Genomic DNA, 18,673 nt, shown 5'->3' with positions numbered 1-18,673 from the left:
GCGCGGAAACAGTTACTTCAACACAGCCAGGGCTGCTTCGTAGTTTGGCTCTTCGGCAATTTCCTTGACCAACTCGCTGTGCAGCACGTTGTCGTTTTCGTCCAGCACCACCACGGCACGGGCGGTCAGGCCCTTGAGCGGGCCATCGGCGATCGCCACACCGTAATCAACGGCGAAATCCGAATCACGGAAGTCCGACAAGTTCTTCACGTTTTCCAGGCCTTCGGAGCCGCAGAAACGCGCCTGGGCGAATGGCAGGTCAGTGGAAATGCACAGCACCACGGTGTTTTCCACATTGTTGGCCTGGGCGTTGAACTTGCGCACCGAGGTCGCGCAGGTTGGGGTGTCAACGCTTGGGAAGATGTTCAGCACTTTGCGCTTGCCGGTAAAAGTGGCCAGGGTGGCGTCGGACAGATCGCCGGCGGTCAGGGTGAAGTCTGCGGCTTTGGCGCCGACTTTCGGCAATTCGCCTTCAACCTGAACCGGGTTGCCTTTGAGGGTGACTTGAGCCATGAACGGAATCCTTATGCTGGGTTTTGGTTAAACGAATTCGAGAGGCCGAAGTTAACCACAAAGTGACGTGGCTACCTACCGCCAGACATAAATTGTCATGCCAGCCGGTTGTGGTTTAATTGCGCGCTTTTTGCCCGCCCGATCAAGGAACCCGCTGCCGATGAAAACGCCCATCACCAAAGTCCTGGTCATTGGTTATGTCTGGCCGGAGCCCCGTTCCTCGGCCGCCGGCGGGCATATGATGCAGATCCTCGAAACTTTTCTTACACAGAATTGGGATATTACCTTCAGCAGCCCGGCCGCTCTCGGCGAACACAAGGCCGACCTGCGCGCACTGGGCATCGCCGAATGCGCCATCGAACTCAATAACAGCAGTTTCGACGACTTTATCCGCGAACTGGCCCCGGACATCGTGCTGTTCGACCGTTTCATGATGGAAGAGCAATTCGGCTGGCGCGTGGAGAAGTACTGCCCCGACGCCCTGCGCGTGCTCGAGACCTCCGACTTGCAAAGCCTGCGCGACGCCCGTCACCAGCGCCTCAAGGACCATCTCAAGGCACATCCGGACAATGACGACTTCAGCGCCCTGTTCGCGCTCGCCCTGGAAGAAGAATTCCAACGCATGGCCGACACCGACCTGGCCAAGCGCGAGATCGCAGCCATTTACCGCTGTGACATCAGCCTGATGATCTCCGACGTGGAAATCCGCCTGCTCACCGAACAGTTCAAGGTGCCGGCCGCCCTGCTCCACTGGTGCCCCTTGATGATGGTGCCGCCGACCGCAGCGTTCGCGCCCTATGAAGACCGCGCGCACTTTCTCAGCATCGGCAACTTCCGCCACGCGCCCAACTGGGATGCGGTGCTGTGGATGAAGAACAGCCTGTGGCCGCTGATTCGTCAGCAACTACCGGGCGCGCAGCTGCATATCTATGGCGCCTACACGCCGCCCAAGGCCACGGCGCTGCACAACCCGGCCCAGGGCTTTCATGTGATGAACTGGGCCGAAGACGCGCTGCAGGTGATGACCGCCGCACGGATCTGCCTGGCACCGCTGCGCTTTGGTGCCGGCATCAAGGGCAAGCTGGCGGACGCGATGCTGTGCGGCACGCCAAATGTCACCACGCCGATCGGCGCCGAAGCCATGGGCGATGATCAGCCATGGCCCGGAGCAATCGAACAGAGTGCCCCTGCCCTGGCGGCGGCGGCCGTGGCCTTGTACCAGGACCGCGAACGCTGGAACCTGGCGCAGGAACAGGGGCGGCACTTGCTTGGCCGTCGCTACGACCAGGCAATCCACGGCCCGGCGCTGCTGGCCTGCCTGGAGCAATGCCGCCGTAACCTTGCCGCCCATCGGAGTACTAACTTCACTGGCAGCATGCTGCGCCATCACGCCCATAAAAGTACCCAGTACATGTCCCAGTGGATCGAGGCGAAAAACCGCAGCGTATAAACACCGGCGCTGGCGGGGTCGCGCGCGAGGGGGCATTATCCTGTGCAGCAACCACAATAAAGCGACGGCAGCATGACCCGAGCAACGCGCATCACCGACCCTTCCTACGAGCTGATGGACGATCACAACGGTCTGTCCATCATCTATCGCCAGCATGGTTTCCCGTGCCCGCTGGTGCGCTGGCATTTCCACAAGGAATACGAGCTGCACCTGATCGTCGCCAGTTCGGGCAAGGTGTTCATCGGCGACTACATCGGCAACTTCTACCCGGAAAGCCTGTTTCTCACCGGCCCTAACCTGCCCCACAACTGGATCAGCCAGATCGAGGAAGGCGAGGTGGTGCCCAAGCGCGACATGCTGGTCAATTTCACCGATGAGCTGCTGAGCGGCGCCAGCCAGATCTTCACTGAACTCAAAAGCTTGGCGCCCTTGCTGGAGCGTGCGCAGTACGGCATCGAATTTCGCTGCAAAAAGACCATTGCCCAGGCCATGGATTTGATGCAACGCATCGAGGACGCCCAGGGCATGGCGAGGCTGGGGCACTTCTTCATCCTGCTGGAAGTGCTCGGTGCCTGTGAGGACTACCACCTGCTGTCGGGCGTGACCACGCCACAGCAAGCCGATGAACACAGCATCGACCGCACCAACCGCGCGGTGGACTACATCTTTGCCCATTACGCACGGGAGTTGCCGCTGGAAGAAGTGGCCGAATACCTGGGGATGAAGCCGACGTATTTCTCGCGGGTGTTCAAGCAGGCAACCGGACGGACTTTTATTGAATTCGTCAATCGGCTGCGCATCAGCAAGTCATGCGAACTGCTGGCCGATGGCGACAAGGCTGTGACGGATGTGTGCTTTGAGTCGGGGTTCAACAACATTTCCAACTTCAATCGACGTTTTCAGCAGCTTAAGGGTATGACGCCGTCCCACTATCGGCGGTTGGCGGTGCAGCGGTTGACTGAGCAGAATTTGGCTTGATGTTGATCGTTCGGCTGGGTGTCGGGGGAAACAGAAACGTCTTACAAGCCTTTGAGGTTGCCCCTAGGACACTCCATCTCTAGTCTCCGTACACCGCTGCACACTCAGCGGTCGGGCGTCGCGGCCTGTATTTCTCCGGCTTCTTTAATACATCTGCGGAGCTTGACCATGATTAAACCCACCCCAAATCCCTCGCTCGATCCGGCGCCCAGCGTGCTATTCACCGTTAAAGACGGCATCTGCACCCAAGACCTGCTGGTCAACCTCAGCGAATCCCTCGCCTCTGCCCACGCCCTCACCTGCGATTTCGCCTTTGAACTCGACGGCTCGCGACGAGAAGGTGCGCTGGGTATTGCACAGTTGATTGAGGTATCCAGGTTGTTGGCTGAACGCGTATTGGCTGATATCGAGCGCTAAACCCTGCATCGGTCGCCCTCAAGCTTCGTTTGAGGGCGATCACTGAGTGCAAAAAAGTATCAATAATCGTGCTCCCAAGGATTTGTCATCGCGCCTTTAGAAGGCTGTAATCAACGCACACTCTTCCTGACTCCCTGTAGGAAGACACAACAACAATAACTGTCCTTCTGTAGCCCCCTGGGCGCGGAAATGGAGTGCGCGATGAAGTTCACAGCTAAAGCACTGCTTGTCTCCACCTGCATGACTACCTGCATGACCCTCAGCGCCGTCAGCTTTGGCGCGCAGACCCTGACCATTGCCACCGTCAACAACAGCGACATGATCCGCATGCAAAAGCTCTCGAAAACCTTCGAGACCGAGCATCCGGAGATCAAGCTGAACTGGGTGGTGCTCGAAGAAAACGTGCTGCGCCAGCGCCTGACCACCGACATCGCCACCCAGGGCGGACAGTTCGACGTGTTGACCATCGGCATGTACGAAGCCGCACTCTGGGGCGCCAAGGGTTGGCTGGAGCCGATGAAGGACCTGCCGGCGTCCTACGACCTCGACGATGTGTTCCCTTCGGTGCGTGACGGTTTGTCGGTCAAGGGTTCGTTGTACGCCCTGCCGTTCTACGCCGAAAGCTCGATTACCTATTACCGCACCGATCTGTTCAAGAACGCCGGGCTGAGCATGCCCGAGCACCCGACCTGGAGCCAGATCGGCGAATTCGCCGCCAAACTCACCGACAAGAGCAAAGAGCAATACGGCCTGTGCCTGCGCGGCAAAGCCGGTTGGGGCGAGAACATGGCGTTGATCACCACTCTGGCCAACGGCTACGGTGCGCGCTGGTTCGATGAAAAATGGCAACCCGAATTCAACGGCCCCGAGTGGAAGGATGCGCTGAACTTCTACGTCGACAACATGAAGAAATCCGGCCCGCCGGGTGCGTCCAGCAATGGTTTCAACGAAAACCTGGCGCTGTTCAACAGCGGCAAATGCGCGATCTGGGTCGATGCCAGCGTCGCCGGTTCGTTCGTCACCGACAAGTCCCAGAGCAAGGTGGCCGATAGCGTCGGCTTCACTTTCGCTCCGCACGAGAAGACCGACAAGGGCACGTCGTGGCTGTACTCCTGGAGCCTGGCGATTCCGACCAGTTCCAAGGCCAAGGACGCCGCCAAGGTGTTCACTACCTGGGCGACTTCCAAGGAATATGGCGCCCTGGTCGCCAAGACCGACGGTATCGCCAACGTGCCGCCGGGCACGCGCACCTCGACCTACAGCGACGACTACATGAAAGCCGCGCCGTTCGCCAAGGTGACGCTGGAATCGCTGAAAGTCGCCGACCCGACCAAGCCGACGCTCAAGCCGGTGCCGTATATCGGGATCCAGTTGGTGACCATTCCTGAATTCCAGGCGATCGGGACCCAGGTCGGCAAGTTCTTCTCCGGTGCGCTGACCGGTCAGCAGACGGTCGATGCGGCACTGACTGCGGCGCAGACCACCACCGAGCGGGAAATGAAGCGGGCCGGTTACCCCAAGTAACCCGGGCCTCACCACAGTCAAATGTGGGAGGGGGCTTGCCTCCACCCACACTGACCGCGCTCCGATTCGTATCCGACTGGTCTTGATCACCATGAATACACCCCGCAAAAACCGCCTGGCCAACCCCGGCTGGTTCCTCGTCACGCCCTCGGTCGCCATGCTGCTGGTCTGGATGATCGTGCCGCTGGGCATGACCCTGTACTTTTCACTGATCCGCTACAACCTGCTCTACCCCGGCGAGAACCAATTCGTGGGGCTGGAGAACTTCACCTACTTCATCACCGATTCAGGCTTCCTGCCCGGCGCCACCAATACGCTGTTGCTGGTGGGCAGTGTGCTGCTGATCAGCGTGGTGTTCGGCGTGTTGATCAGCGCTCTGCTGGAGGCCAGCGAGTTCTTCGGCCGCGGCGTGGTGCGGGTGTTGCTGATCTCGCCGTTCTTCATCATGCCCACCGTCGGTGCGCTGATCTGGAAGAACCTGATTTTCCACCCGGTGTCCGGGATTCTCGCCGCCGTGTGGAAGCTGTTCGGCGCCGAGCCGGTGGACTGGCTGGCGCACTATCCGCTGTTGTCGATCATCATCATTGTGTCGTGGCAATGGCTGCCGTTCGCGATCCTGCTGCTGATGACCGCCATGCAGTCCCTCGACCAGGAACAAAAGGAAGCCGCACGCCTGGACGGTGCCGGTGCCATCGCGATTTTCTGGCACCTGACGTTGCCGCACCTGGCCCGCCCGATTGCCGTGGTGGTAATGATCGAGACGATCTTTTTGCTCTCGGTGTTCGCCGAAATCTTCACCACCACCAACGGTGGCCCCGGCTACGCCTCGACCAACCTGGCCTACCTGATCTACAACCAGGCGCTGGTGCAGTTCGACGTGGGCATGGCCTCGGCCGGCGGCTTGATTGCCGTGGTCATCGCCAATATCGCGGCGATCATCCTGGTGCGGATGATCGGCAAAAACCTGACTGACAAGCCTTGAGGGCCGCGCCATGACGCTTCAACAATCCCGCCGCCTGCAAAGCCTGCTGCTTGGCACGCTGGCCTGGGCCATCGCGATTCTGATTTTCTTCCCGATCTTCTGGATGGTGCTGACCAGCTTCAAGACCGAAATCGACGCGTTCGCCACCCCGCCGCAGTTCATCTTCACGCCGACGCTGGAGAACTACCTGCACATCAACGAGCGCAGCAACTACTTCAGCTACGCGTGGAACTCGGTGCTGATTTCGTTCAGCGCCACCGCGCTGTGCCTGCTGATCTCGGTGCCGGCCGCCTACTCCATGGCGTTCTACGAAACCCAGCGCACCAAGGGTACGCTGCTGTGGATGCTGTCCACCAAGATGCTGCCGCCGGTGGGCGTGCTGATGCCGATCTACCTGCTGGCCAAGAGCTTCGGCCTGCTGGATACGCGCATTGCGCTAATCATCATCTACACCCTGATCAACCTGCCGATCGTGGTGTGGATGGTGTACACCTACTTCAAGGACATCCCCAAGGACATCCTCGAAGCCGCCCGTCTGGACGGCGCCACCCTGTGGCAGGAAATGGTCCGGGTGCTGCTGCCGATCGCCAAGGGCGGTCTCGCCTCCACTGTGCTGCTGTCGTTGATCCTGTGCTGGAACGAGGCGTTCTGGTCGTTGAACCTGACCTCGTCCGCCGCCGCGCCGCTCACCGCGCTGATCGCCTCTTACTCCAGCCCCGAAGGCTTGTTCTGGGCCAAATTGTCCGCCGTCTCGACCCTGGCTTGCGCACCGATCCTGATCTTCGGCTGGATCAGCCAGAAACAGCTGGTGCGTGGGCTGTCTTTCGGCGCGGTTAAATAATAATTCCCAGCGGAGGGCCCATCATGGCCAACCTGAAAATCAAGAATCTGCAAAAAGGCTTCGAAGGTTTCTCGATCATCAAAGGCATCGACCTGGAAGTGAACGACAAGGAATTCGTGGTCTTCGTCGGCCCGTCGGGCTGCGGTAAATCCACCCTGCTGCGCCTGATCGCCGGCCTGGAAGAAGTCAGCGACGGCACCATTGAACTCGATGGCCGCGACATCACCGAAGTGACCCCGGCCAAGCGTGACCTGGCGATGGTGTTCCAGACCTACGCGCTGTACCCGCACATGAGCGTGCGCAAGAACATGTCGTTCGCCCTGGACCTGGCCGGCGTCGACAAGAAACTGGTGGAGAGCAAGGTCAACGAAGCGGCGCGCATCCTCGAGCTGGGCCCGTTGCTGGAGCGCAAGCCCAAGCAACTCTCCGGCGGCCAACGCCAGCGCGTGGCGATTGGCCGGGCGATTGTGCGCAACCCGAAAATTTTCCTGTTCGACGAACCGCTGTCCAACCTCGACGCCGCCCTGCGCGTGCAGATGCGCCTGGAGCTGGCGCGCCTGCACAAGGAACTGCAGGCGACCATGATCTACGTCACCCACGACCAGGTCGAAGCCATGACCCTGGCCGACAAAGTCGTGGTGCTCAACAGCGGCCGTATCGAGCAGGTCGGTTCGCCGCTGGAGCTGTACCACCAGCCGGCCAACCTGTTTGTGGCGGGTTTCCTGGGGACACCGAAGATGGGCTTCCTCAAGGGCAAGGTCACGCGGGTCGAGGCGCAAAATTGCGAGGTACAGCTGGACGCCGGCACCTTGATCAGCCTGCCGCTCAGCGGCCCGACGCTGAGCGTGGGCAGCGCCGTGACCCTGGGCATTCGCCCGGAACACCTGGAAATCGCCGTACCTGGGCAAACCACCCTGACCGTCACCGCCGACGTCGGCGAGCGCCTGGGCAGCGACACCTTCTGCCACGTCAACACCGCCAACGGCGAGCCGTTGACCATGCGAATCCGTGGCGACATGGCCAGCCAATATGGCGAAACGCTGCACCTGCACCTGGACCCGGCGCACTGCCATCTGTTCGACACCGACGGCGTGGCCGTGACCCGCCCACTGCGCGCCGCCGCCTGATTTCGCGAGTACTCCGTTATGAAGCTGAATAAACAGAACCTGACCCAACTGGCGCCGCAGGTAAACATCCCGACCTATGCGCTTGCCGACACATCCCAAGGCATCGCCCATATCGGCGTCGGCGGGTTCCACCGCGCGCACCAGGCGTATTACACCGACGCTTTGATGAACACCGGCGAAGGCCTGGACTGGAGCATCTGCGGTGTCGGCCTGCGCGCCGAGGACCGCAAGGCCCGCGATGACCTGGCCGGCCAGGATTACCTGTTCACCCTGTATGAGCTGGGCGACACCGACGACACCGAAGTGCGCGTGATCGGCTCGATCAGTGACATGCTGCTCGCCGAAGACGGCGCCCAGGCGCTGATCGATAAGCTGGCGGACCCTGCGATTCGCATCGTCTCGCTGACCATCACCGAAGGCGGTTATTGCATTGACGACAGCAACGGCGAATTTATGGCCCACCTGCCGCAGATCCAGCATGACCTGGCGCACCCCGCTGCGCCGAAAACCGTATTCGGGTTTATCTGCGCCGCCCTCACCCAGCGCCGCGCCGCCGGGGTACCGGCGTTTACGGTGATGTCCTGCGATAACTTGCCGCACAACGGCGCCGTCACGCGCAAGGCCTTGCTGGCGTTCGCCGCGTTGCACGATACCCAGTTGCATGACTGGATAGACGCCAACGTCAGCTTCCCCAATGCCATGGTCGACCGCATCACGCCGATGACCAGCACCGCGCACCGCCTGCAACTGCACGACCAGCATGGCATCGACGATGCCTGGCCGGTGGTGTGCGAACCGTTTGTGCAGTGGGTGCTGGAAGACAAGTTCGTCAACGGCCGTCCGGCCTGGGAAAAGGTCGGCGTGCAGTTCACCGATGACGTAACGCCCTACGAAGAAATGAAGATCGGCCTGCTCAACGGCAGCCACCTGGCGCTGACCTACCTGGGGTTTCTCAAGGGTTATCGGTTTGTCCACGAAACCATGAACGATCCAGTATTCGTGGCCTACATGCGTGCCTACATGGACCTGGACGTCACGCCGAACCTGGCGCCGGTGCCCGGCATCGACCTGACGGCGTACAAGCAGACGCTGGTGGAGCGTTTTTCCAACCAGGCCATTGCCGATCAGTTGGAGCGCGTGTGTTCGGATGGGTCGTCGAAGTTTCCCAAGTTCACCGTGCCGACCATTAATCGCTTGATTGCGGATGGGCGTGAGACCGAGCGCGCGGCGCTTGTCGTTGCAGCCTGGGCCTTGTATCTGAAGGGGGTGGACGAAAACGGGGTGAGCTACAGAATCCCGGATCCACGGGCGGAGTTCTGCCAGGGGCTGGTGAGCGATGACGCACTGATCAGCCAACGGCTGCTCGGGGTTGAAGAGATTTTTGGCACGGCTATTCCCAACTCGCCTGAGTTTGTGGCAGCGTTCGAGCGGTGTTTTGTGAGTTTGCGTGATAACGGCGTCACCGAAACCCTGAAGCAACTCCTCAAAAAATAATACTGCTGAGCACACCCTCATGACCCAGCAAAACCTATTCCTCGGCATCGACTGCGGCACCCAGGGCACCAAAGCCATCGTCCTCGACGCTTCCAGCGGCAAGGTCCTGGGCCTGGGCGCCGCCGCGCATACTCTGATCAGTGGCGCCAATGGCCGCCGCGAGCAGCACACTCAGGAGTGGCTGGACGCTTTCACCGAAGCCACCCACCGCGCCCTGCAACAGGCCGGGGTGGATGGCCAGGACATCCTCGGTATCGGCGTTTCCGGTCAGCAGCACGGCCTGGTTTTGCTCGATGACCAGGGCCAGGTACTGCGCCCGGCCAAGCTGTGGTGCGACACCGAAACCACGCCCGAGAACGAGCGCCTGCTGCAACACCTTGGCGGTGAACGCGGTTCGCTGGAACGGCTGGGCGTGGCCATCGCGCCGGGCTACACCGTGTCCAAACTGCTCTGGACCCGCGAACAACACCCGGACCTGTTCGCGCGCATCGCCCATATCCTGTTGCCCCACGACTACCTCAACTACTGGCTCACCGGCCGCGCCGTCGCCGAGTACGGCGATGCGTCGGGCACCGGCTACTTCAACGTGCGCAGCCGCGAATGGGATGTAGCGCTGCTCCAGCACATCGACCCGAGCGGTCGCCTGGAAAAAGCCTTGCCACCACTGATCGAGGCGGACCAGGCGGTGGGCACGATCCTGCCGGCCATCGCCGAACGCCTGGGCATCAACCCGGCGGCCATCGTCGCCAGCGGCGGCGGCGACAACATGATGGGCGCCATCGGCACCGGCAATATCTCACCGGGCGTGATAACCATGAGCCTGGGGTCGTCGGGCACGGTCTACGCGTTCGCCGACCAGCCCAACGTCAGCTCCCAGGCGTCGGTGGCGACCTTCTGCTCATCCAGCGGCGGCTGGCTGCCGTTGATCTGCACCATGAACCTGACCAACGCCACCAGCGTGATTCGCGAATTGTTCGAGCTCGACCTGGGCGCCTTCAACGCGCTGGTCGAGCAAGCCCCGATTGGGGCCGACGGCGTGAGCCTGCTGCCGTTCCTCAACGGTGAACGCGTGCCCGCCCTGCCCCATGCCACCGGCAGCGTGCACGGCCTGACCATGACCAACCTGACCCGCGCCAACCTGTGCCGCGCCGTGGTCGAAGGCACCACCTTCGGCCTGCGTTACGGCCTCGACCTGCTGCGCCAGACCGGCCTGCAAAGCCAGCACATCCGTCTGATCGGCGGTGGCTCGAAAAGCCCGGTGTGGCGGCAGATGGTCGCCGATATCATGAACACCGAAGTGATCTGCACCGAACAAAGCGAAGCCGCCGCCCTGGGCGCGGCGATCCAGGCGGCGTGGAGCCAGTCCGGCGAATCCCTGGCCAGCCTGTGCGACAAATGTGTAAGCGTCGACCCGGCCAGCCGAACACTGCCGGTGGCGGCCAACGTCAGTGCCTATCAACACGCCTACGAACGCTATCAACAGCAAGTGGCAACCCTTTAAGAGCGAATAACTATGTATCTGGTGTGTGGTGAAGCGTTGTTCGATTTTTTCAGCGAGGAGGACGCCAGCGGGCTGGCGTCCAAGGTCAACTACAAGGCGATTGCCGGCGGCTCGCCGTTCAACGTGGCGGTGGGCCTGCGCCGCCTGGGCATCGAAGCGGGGTTTTTCGCCGGTATTTCCAACGATTACCTGGGCCGTCGCCTGTTGCAGGTGCTCAAGGATGAAGGCGTAAGCGAACAGTTCCTCGTGGAGTTCGCGGCGCCGACCACCCTGGCGATGGTCGCCGTGGGCGCCAATGGTTCGCCGCAATACAGCTTTCGCGGCGAAGGCTGCGCCGACCGGCAACTGCAGGTGGCGCATCTGCCGAGCCTGGGCGATGACGTTCGCGGCGTGCATATCGGCTCGTTCTCGCTGGTGGTGCAGCCGATCGGCGACACCCTGCTGGCCCTGGTCCAGCGCGAAAGCGGCAAGCGCCTGATCAGCCTCGACCCGAATGTGCGCCTCAACCCGCAACCGGACATCCAGCTGTGGCGCGACCGCGTCTCACAGCTGGCCAAGCATGCCGACCTGATCAAGGTCAGCGACGAAGACCTGCACCTGCTCTACCCCGACCAGACGCCCGAAAGCGTGCTGCAAGGCTGGTTGCAACACCGTTGCCAACTGGTGTTCCTGACCCGTGGTGGCGATGGCGCCAGTGTGTTCAGCCGCCAGCATGGCACGTGGTCACAACCGGCAGTCAAGGTGGTGATGGCCGATACGGTGGGCGCCGGCGATACCTTCCAGGCCGCGTTGATTGCCTGGCTGACCGAGCAGCAACTGGATTCGGTGCAGGGCCTGCAACAGCTCACACGCGAGCAGATCGACGCCATGCTCGGCTTCGCTATTCGCGCCGCCGCCCTGACCTGCACCAAGACCGGCCCGGACTTGCCGTACCGTCAGCAGTTGGGCTGAAAACGTGGGCGGTTCATGAAGGTTTTGTCAGCCAGGGTCACATTAATCGATGGTTAATCCCGCAGGTCGACAGTGAAGTCGAACCCACTTGCGGAGCACTATCATGAAACTGCGTACCTTAATGTTCGGCGGCCTGTTGACCCTGGCAGCCACCTCGGGCCTGGCCCAGGCCGACGACCAGAAGCCGGTGCCGTATCAGTACGGCATGCCGCTGAACATCAAGCATGTGATCGCCATGAACGAAACATCGACGGATGAATGCAAGGTCATCGACGCCGATATCAAGTTCGTGGACAAGGCCGGGAAAATCGAAGATGTGGGCTATCGCAAGTTGTCCGATGCGTGCAGCTTCCAGAATTGAGCCTTGAACGCCAGACAGCAAGCCCGCCTGAATAGGCGTATTCTCGCAGGCTTGTCTTAAGGCCGAAAGGAATCGTCATGCCGTTGAGTTTTCGCCCCCTCGCCACCTTCACTGCCCTGCTCTGCTTCGCGCTTGCGCTGATCTGGGGATTACGCCCCCAACTGCTGCTGGAGATGTGGAGCGTCGACTATGCGCAGGCCACGGGGCTGGTGGCCCGACGCAACGCTGCGTTGTTCCTGGCCATTGGCATCATGCTCTACCGCGCCCGCCATGCACCGCCCGGTGACACCCGGTCTGCCATCAGCACCGGCTTTATGATCGGCTGCCTGGTCTTGGCCATGCTCGGATTCAGCGAGTGGATCACGGGTAATGCCGGGGCGGGGATCCTCTTGGCCGTGGCAACAGAAACCGCATTGGGCCTGGCGTTCATCCAGGCCCACAGGTCTTCGGTGACTCACCCTCAGGCGTCTGCCTAGTAGTAGGCACGGCCTCCCGCTCTTTGCTGGGCGGGTGCCTGATTCTGTCTAAGGTCTTCACGCAACCCAGTGATCAGGTTGCAAATGGCTCGACTGCTGTTGAGTTGGTCAGCCTTGATACCTTTGACTTCCAAATCCACCCGGTCACGGTCGCGGTCGTCGTAGACTTTGATCGTCAGCGAAGCGTCTTCGGCTTTGGTGCATTCGCACCGTTTGGGCAGGAAACTTCCTTCAATAATGCTGCGTAGCTCTAGTTCCGAAAGCATGGTCAACCTCTCCTTTTTTTGAGACTGCCAACAGATTGTTATGGTCATGCAAGCGCTTTCCAGCCTTGGAAGGCACCTTCAAATACCAGCGTACTCGGCAAAATCCGCTGGCGTTGTAACCTTTCCTCATAAGGCTGCGGCAGTTTTTATATAACTAAACTTTGAACTTAAAAGAGACGGTTAAACAAGCGTCGAACGGCGGCGATTAAACGTTTAATCCTGTGTTTGAATTTAACCCGGGCTAAGCGCAACAACTTTTTCGCAACATATCGCAAACTATCAAGGTTGATATTGGCTGCGCAAATTCACCGCCGTCCGGGGTTTACGCGCGCCATACGAACCATATACGCTTCGTATATCAACCCTGCACAGTGAATCCCCATGGGCATCGTCAAGATCACCGACCAATTGCACGAACAATTGCGCCTGGCCAGCGCCGCGATGGATCGCTCCATCAACGCCCAGGCCGAGTTCTGGATCAAGATCGGCCTGCTCGCCGAACTCAACCCCAGCCTGCCCTACAACGAGCTGATCAACAGACTGCTGCTGGATAAGCCCGACCTGATCCGGGGGCGCAGTTGATGATCAAGACGCCCGCTCAACTGGCCGTCATGCGCGAATCGGGGCGCCTGCTGGCCCAGGTGTTCACGATGCTCGACGGTTTTGTCGCCGCCGGCCGTTCCACCCTGGAACTGGACGCCACCGTCGAAGCCTATATCCGCAACGAGTTGAAAGCCCGTCCGGCAAGCCTCGGGCAGTACGACTACCCGTTCTGCATCAATACTTCGATCAACGAAGTGGTGTGCCACGGCATGCCCAGCGCCAGGGAGCTGCTCAAGGACGGCGATATCATCAACATCGACATCACCCTGGAAAAAGGCGGCTACATCGCCGACGCCAGCAAGATGTACATGATCGGCGCCGTCGCCCCCAAAGCCAGGCGCCTGGTGGAGATGACATTTGAAGCGATGTGGGCCGGCATCCGCCAGGTCAGGCCCGGCGCTCGCCTGGGGGACATCGGCCATGCGATCCAGAGCCACGCGCAGGCCAACGGCTACAGCGTGGTGCGCGAATATTGCGGCCACGGCATCGGCAAGCAGATGCATGAAGAGCCGCAGATCCTGCACTTCGGTCGCCCCGGCACCGGGCTCGAACTGCGCGAAGGCATGGTGTTTACCATTGAACCCATGCTCAACCAAGGCAGCGCCAAAACACGCAGCCTCAAGGATGGCTGGACTGTGGTGACCAAGGACAACAGCCTGTCGGCGCAGTGGGAACATACCGTGGCGGTGACGGCGGATGGGTTTGAGGTGCTGACCCTGCAACAACAGCCTTGCGATTAACCTGTGGTGAGCGAGCTTGCTCGCGTCGGGTTGCGTAGCAGCCCCAAAAGCAAGGGAGCGCTGCGCACTCCAGCGCGAGCAAGCTCGCTCACCACAATGAATATCTCAGGCCACTTGCTTGATGCCGGCCTTGGCCTCCAGCTCACGCACCAGCGGCAACACGCGCTTGCCGAAGTACTCCACTTCTTCCTGGAAGTGCAGGAAACCCGCCAGCACCAGATCCACCCCCACAGCCTTGAGCGCAACGATACGCTCGGCAATCTGCTGCGGCGTGCCGATCAGGTTGGTCTTGAAGCCGTCGTTGTATTGCACCAGGTCTTCAAAGCTCGATTTGGCCCAGTTGCCCTCGCCTTCCGGGGACGCCTTGCCCGCTTGTCTGGCCGCGTCGCCGAATGCGTTGACTGCTTCCGGGTCGGCCTTGTCGATGATCTCGGCCAACACGGCGCGGGCTTCTTCTTCGGTATCGCGGGCTATGATAAAGGCATTCACACCGACTTTGACCGAATGGTTATTCGCCGCCGCCTTGGCGCGGATATCGTCGACCTGGGCCTTGATGCCTTCGGGGGTGTTGCCGTTGGTGAAGTACCAGTCCGACACCCGCGCCGCCATGTCGCGCGCGGCCCGTGAGCTGCCGCCCTGGAACACTTCCGGCCGGCCCAGGGGCTTGGGTTTGAGGGTGTAGTTGTTGAAGCGGTAGAAGTCGCCCTTGAAAGTAAAGTCGTCCTGGGTCCAGATGCCTTTGAGGGCGCGGATGAATTCCTCGGAACGCCGATAACGCTCGTCGTGCTCCAGCCAATGCTCGCCGATGGCCTGGAATTCGCCCTTGAACCAGCCGCTGACGATGTTCACTGCAATGCGGCCGTTGGTGAGCTGGTCGATGGTCGCCAGTTGCTTGGCCGCCAGCGCCGGTTGCCACGGGCCCGGCAGGATGGCGGCGATCACCTTGAGCTTGGTGGTCGCTGCCAGCAGCGCATGGCTGAACGCCACCGACTCATGCTGGTTGTCGGCACCGTAGCCGGCGGTGAAGCGGATCTGGGTCAGGCCATATTCAAAGCCGGCTTCTTCCGCCAACTGCGCCAGTTTACGGTTGTAGTCGATGCCCCAGTGGGTACGCTGCTCGATCTTGCTGACCACCAGCCCACCGCTGACGTTGGGCACCCAATAGGCAAATTTCACGGCTTGCTGACTCATCTAACGCTACCTCATGCACAGGGATGTACCGGTGACTTGAGCAGCAAGCGTGCCAGCCTGGGCAAACGCCCGCGCCAGGGGGGTTGCGGCAGAAAAACCAGGCGCCAATCGTGTGATCACAACTGTCAGGGATTACATCGGTTTGTCGCAATGCTGTTGCTGGAGCAACAGTCATTCGGCTGATTGCCCCGTAAACATTGGGCTTCGCACCCGGCACGGACTGTGCAATCACCTCTGACATTGTCCACTGCCCCGGAGCCTTGCCCATGACCGAACACCACGTCATCAACCCGCTGTCCATCGGCGTCGATTACCCCACGCTGGCCGCGCGTTTCCGGCCGATCTTCCAGCGTATCGCCGACGGCGCCGTGCAGCGCGAACTCAACCGCACCCTGCCCCACGAGCCGATCCAATGGCTGAAGGAGGCTGGTTTCGGCGCCGTGCGGGTGCCGGTGGAATACGGCGGCGGCGGCGCGTCCCTGCCGCAACTGTTCCAATTGCTGATCGAACTGGCCGAAGCCGACTCCAACGTACCCCAGGCCCTGCGCGGGCATTTCGCCTTTGCCGAAGACCGCCTCAACGCGCCACCGAACGCCGGGCGCGAGCTGTGGTTCAAGCGCTTTGTCGACGGCGATATCGTCGGCTGCGCCTGGACCGAAATCGGCAACGTGGCCATTGGCGACGTGGTCACCCAGGTCAGCCCCAACGGCGACCAATGGACACTCAACGGTGAAAAGTTCTACAGCACCGGCAGCATTTTCGCCGACTGGATCGACGTATACGCCCAACGCAGCGACACCGGCGGTGACGTGATCGCCGCCACCCGCGCGCGCCAGCCTGGGGTGGTGCACAGCGATGACTGGGACGGCTTTGGCCAGCGCACCACCGGCAGCGGCACGTCGCGGTTTACCGAGGCGGTGGTGGAGGCGGACAACGTCATCGACTTTGCCACCCGCTTCAAATACCAGACCGCGTTCTACCAGTTAGTGCTGCTGGCCAGCCTGGCCGGTATCGGCCGCGCGGCATTGCGCGATGTGGCCCATCAGGTGCGCAGCCGCAAGCGCATCTACAGCCATGGCAATGCGCCCCACGTGAGCCAGGATGCGCAGGTTCAACAGGTGGTGGGCGAAGTGGCGGCGCTGGTGTATGCCGCAGAGGCCAGCGCCTTGAGGGCGACGTTACCGGCACAACGGGCGTACGTGGCACGCTTTGGCGGCGATGAGGCTGCAGAGCGCGAAGCCAACGTGGAGGCCGAGATTGAATCGGCGACGGCGCAGGTGGTGGTGTCGGACTTGATCCAACGCGCCACCAGCCAGTTGTTCAATGCGCTGGGAGCGTCGGACGTACGCCAGGGCAAGGCGCTCGACCGGCACTGGCGCAATGCGCGGACCGTGTCGTCGCACAATCCGGTGATCTACAAGGCGCGCATCGCGGGTGATTGGGTGATCAATGGGACCGAGCCGCCGTTTGTGTGGCAGATCGGCAACGGCCCGGCGAAAGCCTGAATCAAGGTTTACCACAGTCAAAATGTGGGAGGGGGCAAGTCTCCTCCCACATTTGACCTCTGTGTATTGGGACCCTGTGTACGCCTCAGAAGGCCAATTTGTACCCGACCGCCATCAACATGACCGCCAGGCAGGGGCGCAATACACCGTCCGGAATCTTGCCGGTCATGTGGCTGCCGATGTAGATCCCCGGCAGCGAGCCCATCAACAGAAAACCCAACAGTTGCCAGTCCATATTGCCCATGCCCGCATGACCCAGGCCGGCCACCAGGGTCAGCGGCACGGCGTGGGCGATTTCGGTCCCCACCAGGCGGCGTGTGGCCAGGAACGGATACAGGATAAACAGCGCCACGGTACCGAGGGCGCCGGCGCCGATCGAGGTCAGGGCGACCATGGTGCCGAGGATGGCGCCGGTGAGCACCGTCAAGGCGTTCAGGTTGCGCGGGTTCAGGTGGTAGCTGTCGCCCGCATGCCGCTGGGCGAAGGTCAACAGGGTTTTCTTGAACAGGATCGCCAGCGCGGTCAACAGCAGTACCACGCCGAGGGCCTGCTTGATCACCGCGTTCATCACCGTGGGATCGGTATGCAGGCTGGCGAGGAACCACAGGGTCAACAGCACCGCCGGCACGCTGCCCAGGGTCAGCCAGCCGGTGATGGTCCAGTCGATGTTCTTGTTTTTGCCGTGCACCAGCACGCCACCAGACTTGGTGATCGCGGCGTACAACAGGTCGGTGCCCACGGCGGTCGCCGGGTTGATGCCGAACCACAACAGGATCGGGGTCATCAGCGAGCCTCCGCCGACCCCGGTCATGCCGACGATAAATCCAACGATCAGGCCGGCGATTACGAAACCAAAATTACCTACATCCATTCCAACTACCCGCGGCCTTATAAAATTCTGGCCGCAGGATAGCGATTTTTCTTATAACCACTTATACCAATATGATCTGACTTTATGCTTTTTAGGCCAGTCGACGGCAACAGTAGGCTTGGGTCTGGTAAGGAAAGGCCACAGTGTCGCGCCCGCGCAGGTCGGGATGGGTGTCGATCAGCGTCTGCAACTGTGCGGTGACCGTGGCTTTTTCCGCGTCCGGCAAGGCGGCAATGAAGCTCACCGACAGGAAGCGGTCCATGATCACCTCCCGAGGGCTGCCCACATGCTGATAAGCAAAGCAGGTCACTTCAGGGTCGGAAAAGTACTCGCCAGTGAAGGTTTCGCGCCAGCGCCCCGTATGAAAGCGCGGTGTGTCGCCCTCGTAGGGGGTAATGATCTCGGTAATCGCCGCGACCCACCCCACCGACTCATCACGCACGTTCCACACCAGCCCGAGGCGCCCCTGCGGTTTGAGCACCCGGTGAATTTCCGCCAACGCCGCCCGAGTGGAGAACCAGTGAAACGCTTGCGCACAGACCACCGCATCGGCGCTGGCGGTCGGCAATGGCATCGACTCTGCCGTGCCATCTACCAGGCGCACATCCGGTAACAGCCTGGTCAATTGCGCGCCCATTGCGGCCACCGGCTCCACGGCGATCAGCGTCGGTGCGAGGGTGCTGAGCAAGCGCGTGAATTTGCCGGTGCCGGCGCCCAGGTCGATCACCGTCGAATTTGCATCGACAGCCAGCGTCTGGGTCAGCCAACCCGAGAGCTGTCGAGGGTAATCCGGGCGGCCCTGGGCATAGGTGCCGGCCTGGGTAGAGAAACCTTGTTGAGCAGACGCGTGAACAGCGGTCATGGCCAATCTCTCTTCGCAAA

Annotated in this window: 20 protein-coding genes; 15 read left to right on the top strand and 5 right to left on the bottom strand. The window is 61.2% G+C overall.

Annotation, left to right across the window (positions count from 1 at the left end; all coding sequences use genetic code 11):
• Nucleotides 1-12: 12 nt before the first annotated feature.
• Complete coding sequence (gene tpx, locus V6M90_RS16780; RefSeq protein ID WP_332846803.1) at nt 13-513, bottom strand: thiol peroxidase; 501 nt, start codon at nt 511-513, stop codon at nt 13-15.
• 160 nt (nt 514-673) lie between these two features.
• Here tpx and V6M90_RS16775 point away from each other — a divergent pair, with 160 nt between their 5' ends.
• The 12 genes from V6M90_RS16775 to V6M90_RS16720 all read left to right on the top strand — a co-directional run bounded on the left by V6M90_RS16775 (nt 674) and on the right by V6M90_RS16720 (nt 12,615).
• Nucleotides 674-1,963 (top strand): glycosyltransferase, encoded by a 1,290-nt coding sequence (locus V6M90_RS16775; protein WP_332846802.1) that lies wholly within the window; start codon nt 674-676, stop codon nt 1,961-1,963.
• A 72-nt stretch (nt 1,964-2,035) separates the two neighbouring features.
• Entirely contained in the window at nt 2,036-2,941 is a 906-nt protein-coding gene (locus V6M90_RS16770; RefSeq protein WP_003173676.1) for an AraC family transcriptional regulator, read from the top strand.
• Nucleotides 2,942-3,109: 168 nt separating this feature from the next.
• Entirely contained in the window at nt 3,110-3,358 is a 249-nt protein-coding gene (locus tag V6M90_RS16765) for a DUF6124 family protein (protein WP_003173675.1), read from the top strand.
• Nucleotides 3,359-3,598: 240 nt separating this feature from the next.
• The gene (locus V6M90_RS16760; RefSeq protein WP_408637318.1) at nt 3,599-4,882 is read left to right on the top strand and encodes an ABC transporter substrate-binding protein; all 1,284 of its coding nucleotides are present in this window, start codon (nt 3,599-3,601) and stop codon (nt 4,880-4,882) included.
• 91 nt (nt 4,883-4,973) lie between these two features.
• Nucleotides 4,974-5,864 (top strand): carbohydrate ABC transporter permease, encoded by an 891-nt coding sequence (locus V6M90_RS16755; RefSeq protein ID WP_050784857.1) that lies wholly within the window; start codon nt 4,974-4,976, stop codon nt 5,862-5,864.
• A gap of 10 nt (nt 5,865-5,874) precedes the next feature.
• Nucleotides 5,875-6,705 (top strand): carbohydrate ABC transporter permease, encoded by an 831-nt coding sequence (locus V6M90_RS16750; protein WP_003173672.1) that lies wholly within the window; start codon nt 5,875-5,877, stop codon nt 6,703-6,705.
• A 23-nt stretch (nt 6,706-6,728) separates the two neighbouring features.
• A complete protein-coding gene (locus V6M90_RS16745) occupies nt 6,729-7,832 on the top strand; it encodes an ABC transporter ATP-binding protein (RefSeq protein WP_003173671.1) in 1,104 nt (367 codons plus the stop codon).
• A gap of 18 nt (nt 7,833-7,850) precedes the next feature.
• On the top strand, nt 7,851-9,326 hold the full coding sequence (locus V6M90_RS16740; protein WP_141063870.1) for a mannitol dehydrogenase family protein: 1,476 nt from the start codon (nt 7,851-7,853) through the stop codon (nt 9,324-9,326).
• A 19-nt stretch (nt 9,327-9,345) separates the two neighbouring features.
• Complete coding sequence (xylB, locus tag V6M90_RS16735; RefSeq protein ID WP_332846801.1) at nt 9,346-10,827, top strand: xylulokinase; 1,482 nt, start codon at nt 9,346-9,348, stop codon at nt 10,825-10,827.
• A 12-nt stretch (nt 10,828-10,839) separates the two neighbouring features.
• On the top strand, nt 10,840-11,778 hold the full coding sequence (locus V6M90_RS16730; protein ID WP_332846800.1) for a carbohydrate kinase family protein: 939 nt from the start codon (nt 10,840-10,842) through the stop codon (nt 11,776-11,778).
• 103 nt (nt 11,779-11,881) lie between these two features.
• Complete coding sequence (locus V6M90_RS16725; RefSeq protein ID WP_042944607.1) at nt 11,882-12,139, top strand: DUF2790 domain-containing protein; 258 nt, start codon at nt 11,882-11,884, stop codon at nt 12,137-12,139.
• Nucleotides 12,140-12,216: 77 nt separating this feature from the next.
• Nucleotides 12,217-12,615, top strand: a complete 399-nt coding sequence (locus V6M90_RS16720) for a hypothetical protein (protein WP_003173666.1) — start codon at nt 12,217-12,219, stop codon at nt 12,613-12,615.
• Here V6M90_RS16720 and V6M90_RS16715 read toward each other — a convergent pair.
• Nucleotides 12,612-12,881, bottom strand: a complete 270-nt coding sequence (locus V6M90_RS16715) for a DUF1652 domain-containing protein (RefSeq protein WP_042945719.1) — start codon at nt 12,879-12,881, stop codon at nt 12,612-12,614. The two genes, V6M90_RS16720 and V6M90_RS16715, sit on opposite strands and share 4 nt — an antisense overlap.
• Before the next feature lie 381 nt (nt 12,882-13,262).
• Between V6M90_RS16715 and V6M90_RS16710 the strand changes: the two genes are divergently transcribed.
• Complete coding sequence (locus V6M90_RS16710) at nt 13,263-13,463, top strand: ParD-like family protein (protein ID WP_078733055.1); 201 nt, start codon at nt 13,263-13,265, stop codon at nt 13,461-13,463.
• Nucleotides 13,463-14,224, top strand: coding sequence for a type I methionyl aminopeptidase (gene map / locus V6M90_RS16705; RefSeq protein WP_003173663.1), 762 nt, complete (start codon nt 13,463-13,465; stop codon nt 14,222-14,224). Before V6M90_RS16710 ends, map begins: the two co-directional genes overlap by 1 nt.
• A gap of 105 nt (nt 14,225-14,329) precedes the next feature.
• On the opposite strand, the gene sfnG is transcribed toward map, so the two are convergent.
• Nucleotides 14,330-15,415, bottom strand: coding sequence for a dimethylsulfone monooxygenase SfnG (sfnG, locus tag V6M90_RS16700; protein WP_332846799.1), 1,086 nt, complete (start codon nt 15,413-15,415; stop codon nt 14,330-14,332).
• A 266-nt stretch (nt 15,416-15,681) separates the two neighbouring features.
• On the opposite strand from sfnG, the gene V6M90_RS16695 reads away from it, so the two are divergent.
• The gene (locus tag V6M90_RS16695) at nt 15,682-16,920 is read left to right on the top strand and encodes an acyl-CoA dehydrogenase family protein (RefSeq protein WP_332846798.1); all 1,239 of its coding nucleotides are present in this window, start codon (nt 15,682-15,684) and stop codon (nt 16,918-16,920) included.
• 85 nt (nt 16,921-17,005) lie between these two features.
• Here the strand turns inward: V6M90_RS16695 and V6M90_RS16690 are convergent, their stop codons facing one another.
• Both V6M90_RS16690 and V6M90_RS16685 read right to left on the bottom strand, forming a co-directional pair.
• The gene (locus V6M90_RS16690; protein ID WP_003173660.1) at nt 17,006-17,791 is read right to left on the bottom strand and encodes a sulfite exporter TauE/SafE family protein; all 786 of its coding nucleotides are present in this window, start codon (nt 17,789-17,791) and stop codon (nt 17,006-17,008) included.
• 91 nt (nt 17,792-17,882) lie between these two features.
• Nucleotides 17,883-18,653, bottom strand: coding sequence for a class I SAM-dependent methyltransferase (locus tag V6M90_RS16685; RefSeq protein ID WP_332846797.1), 771 nt, complete (start codon nt 18,651-18,653; stop codon nt 17,883-17,885).
• Nucleotides 18,654-18,673: the final 20 nt, after the last annotated feature.

Origin of the sequence: Pseudomonas lactucae (assembly GCF_036688725.1) — a bacterium.
Classification (GTDB): domain Bacteria; phylum Pseudomonadota; class Gammaproteobacteria; order Pseudomonadales; family Pseudomonadaceae; genus Aquipseudomonas; species Aquipseudomonas lactucae.
This window is presented reverse-complemented; position numbering and strand designations above follow the sequence as displayed.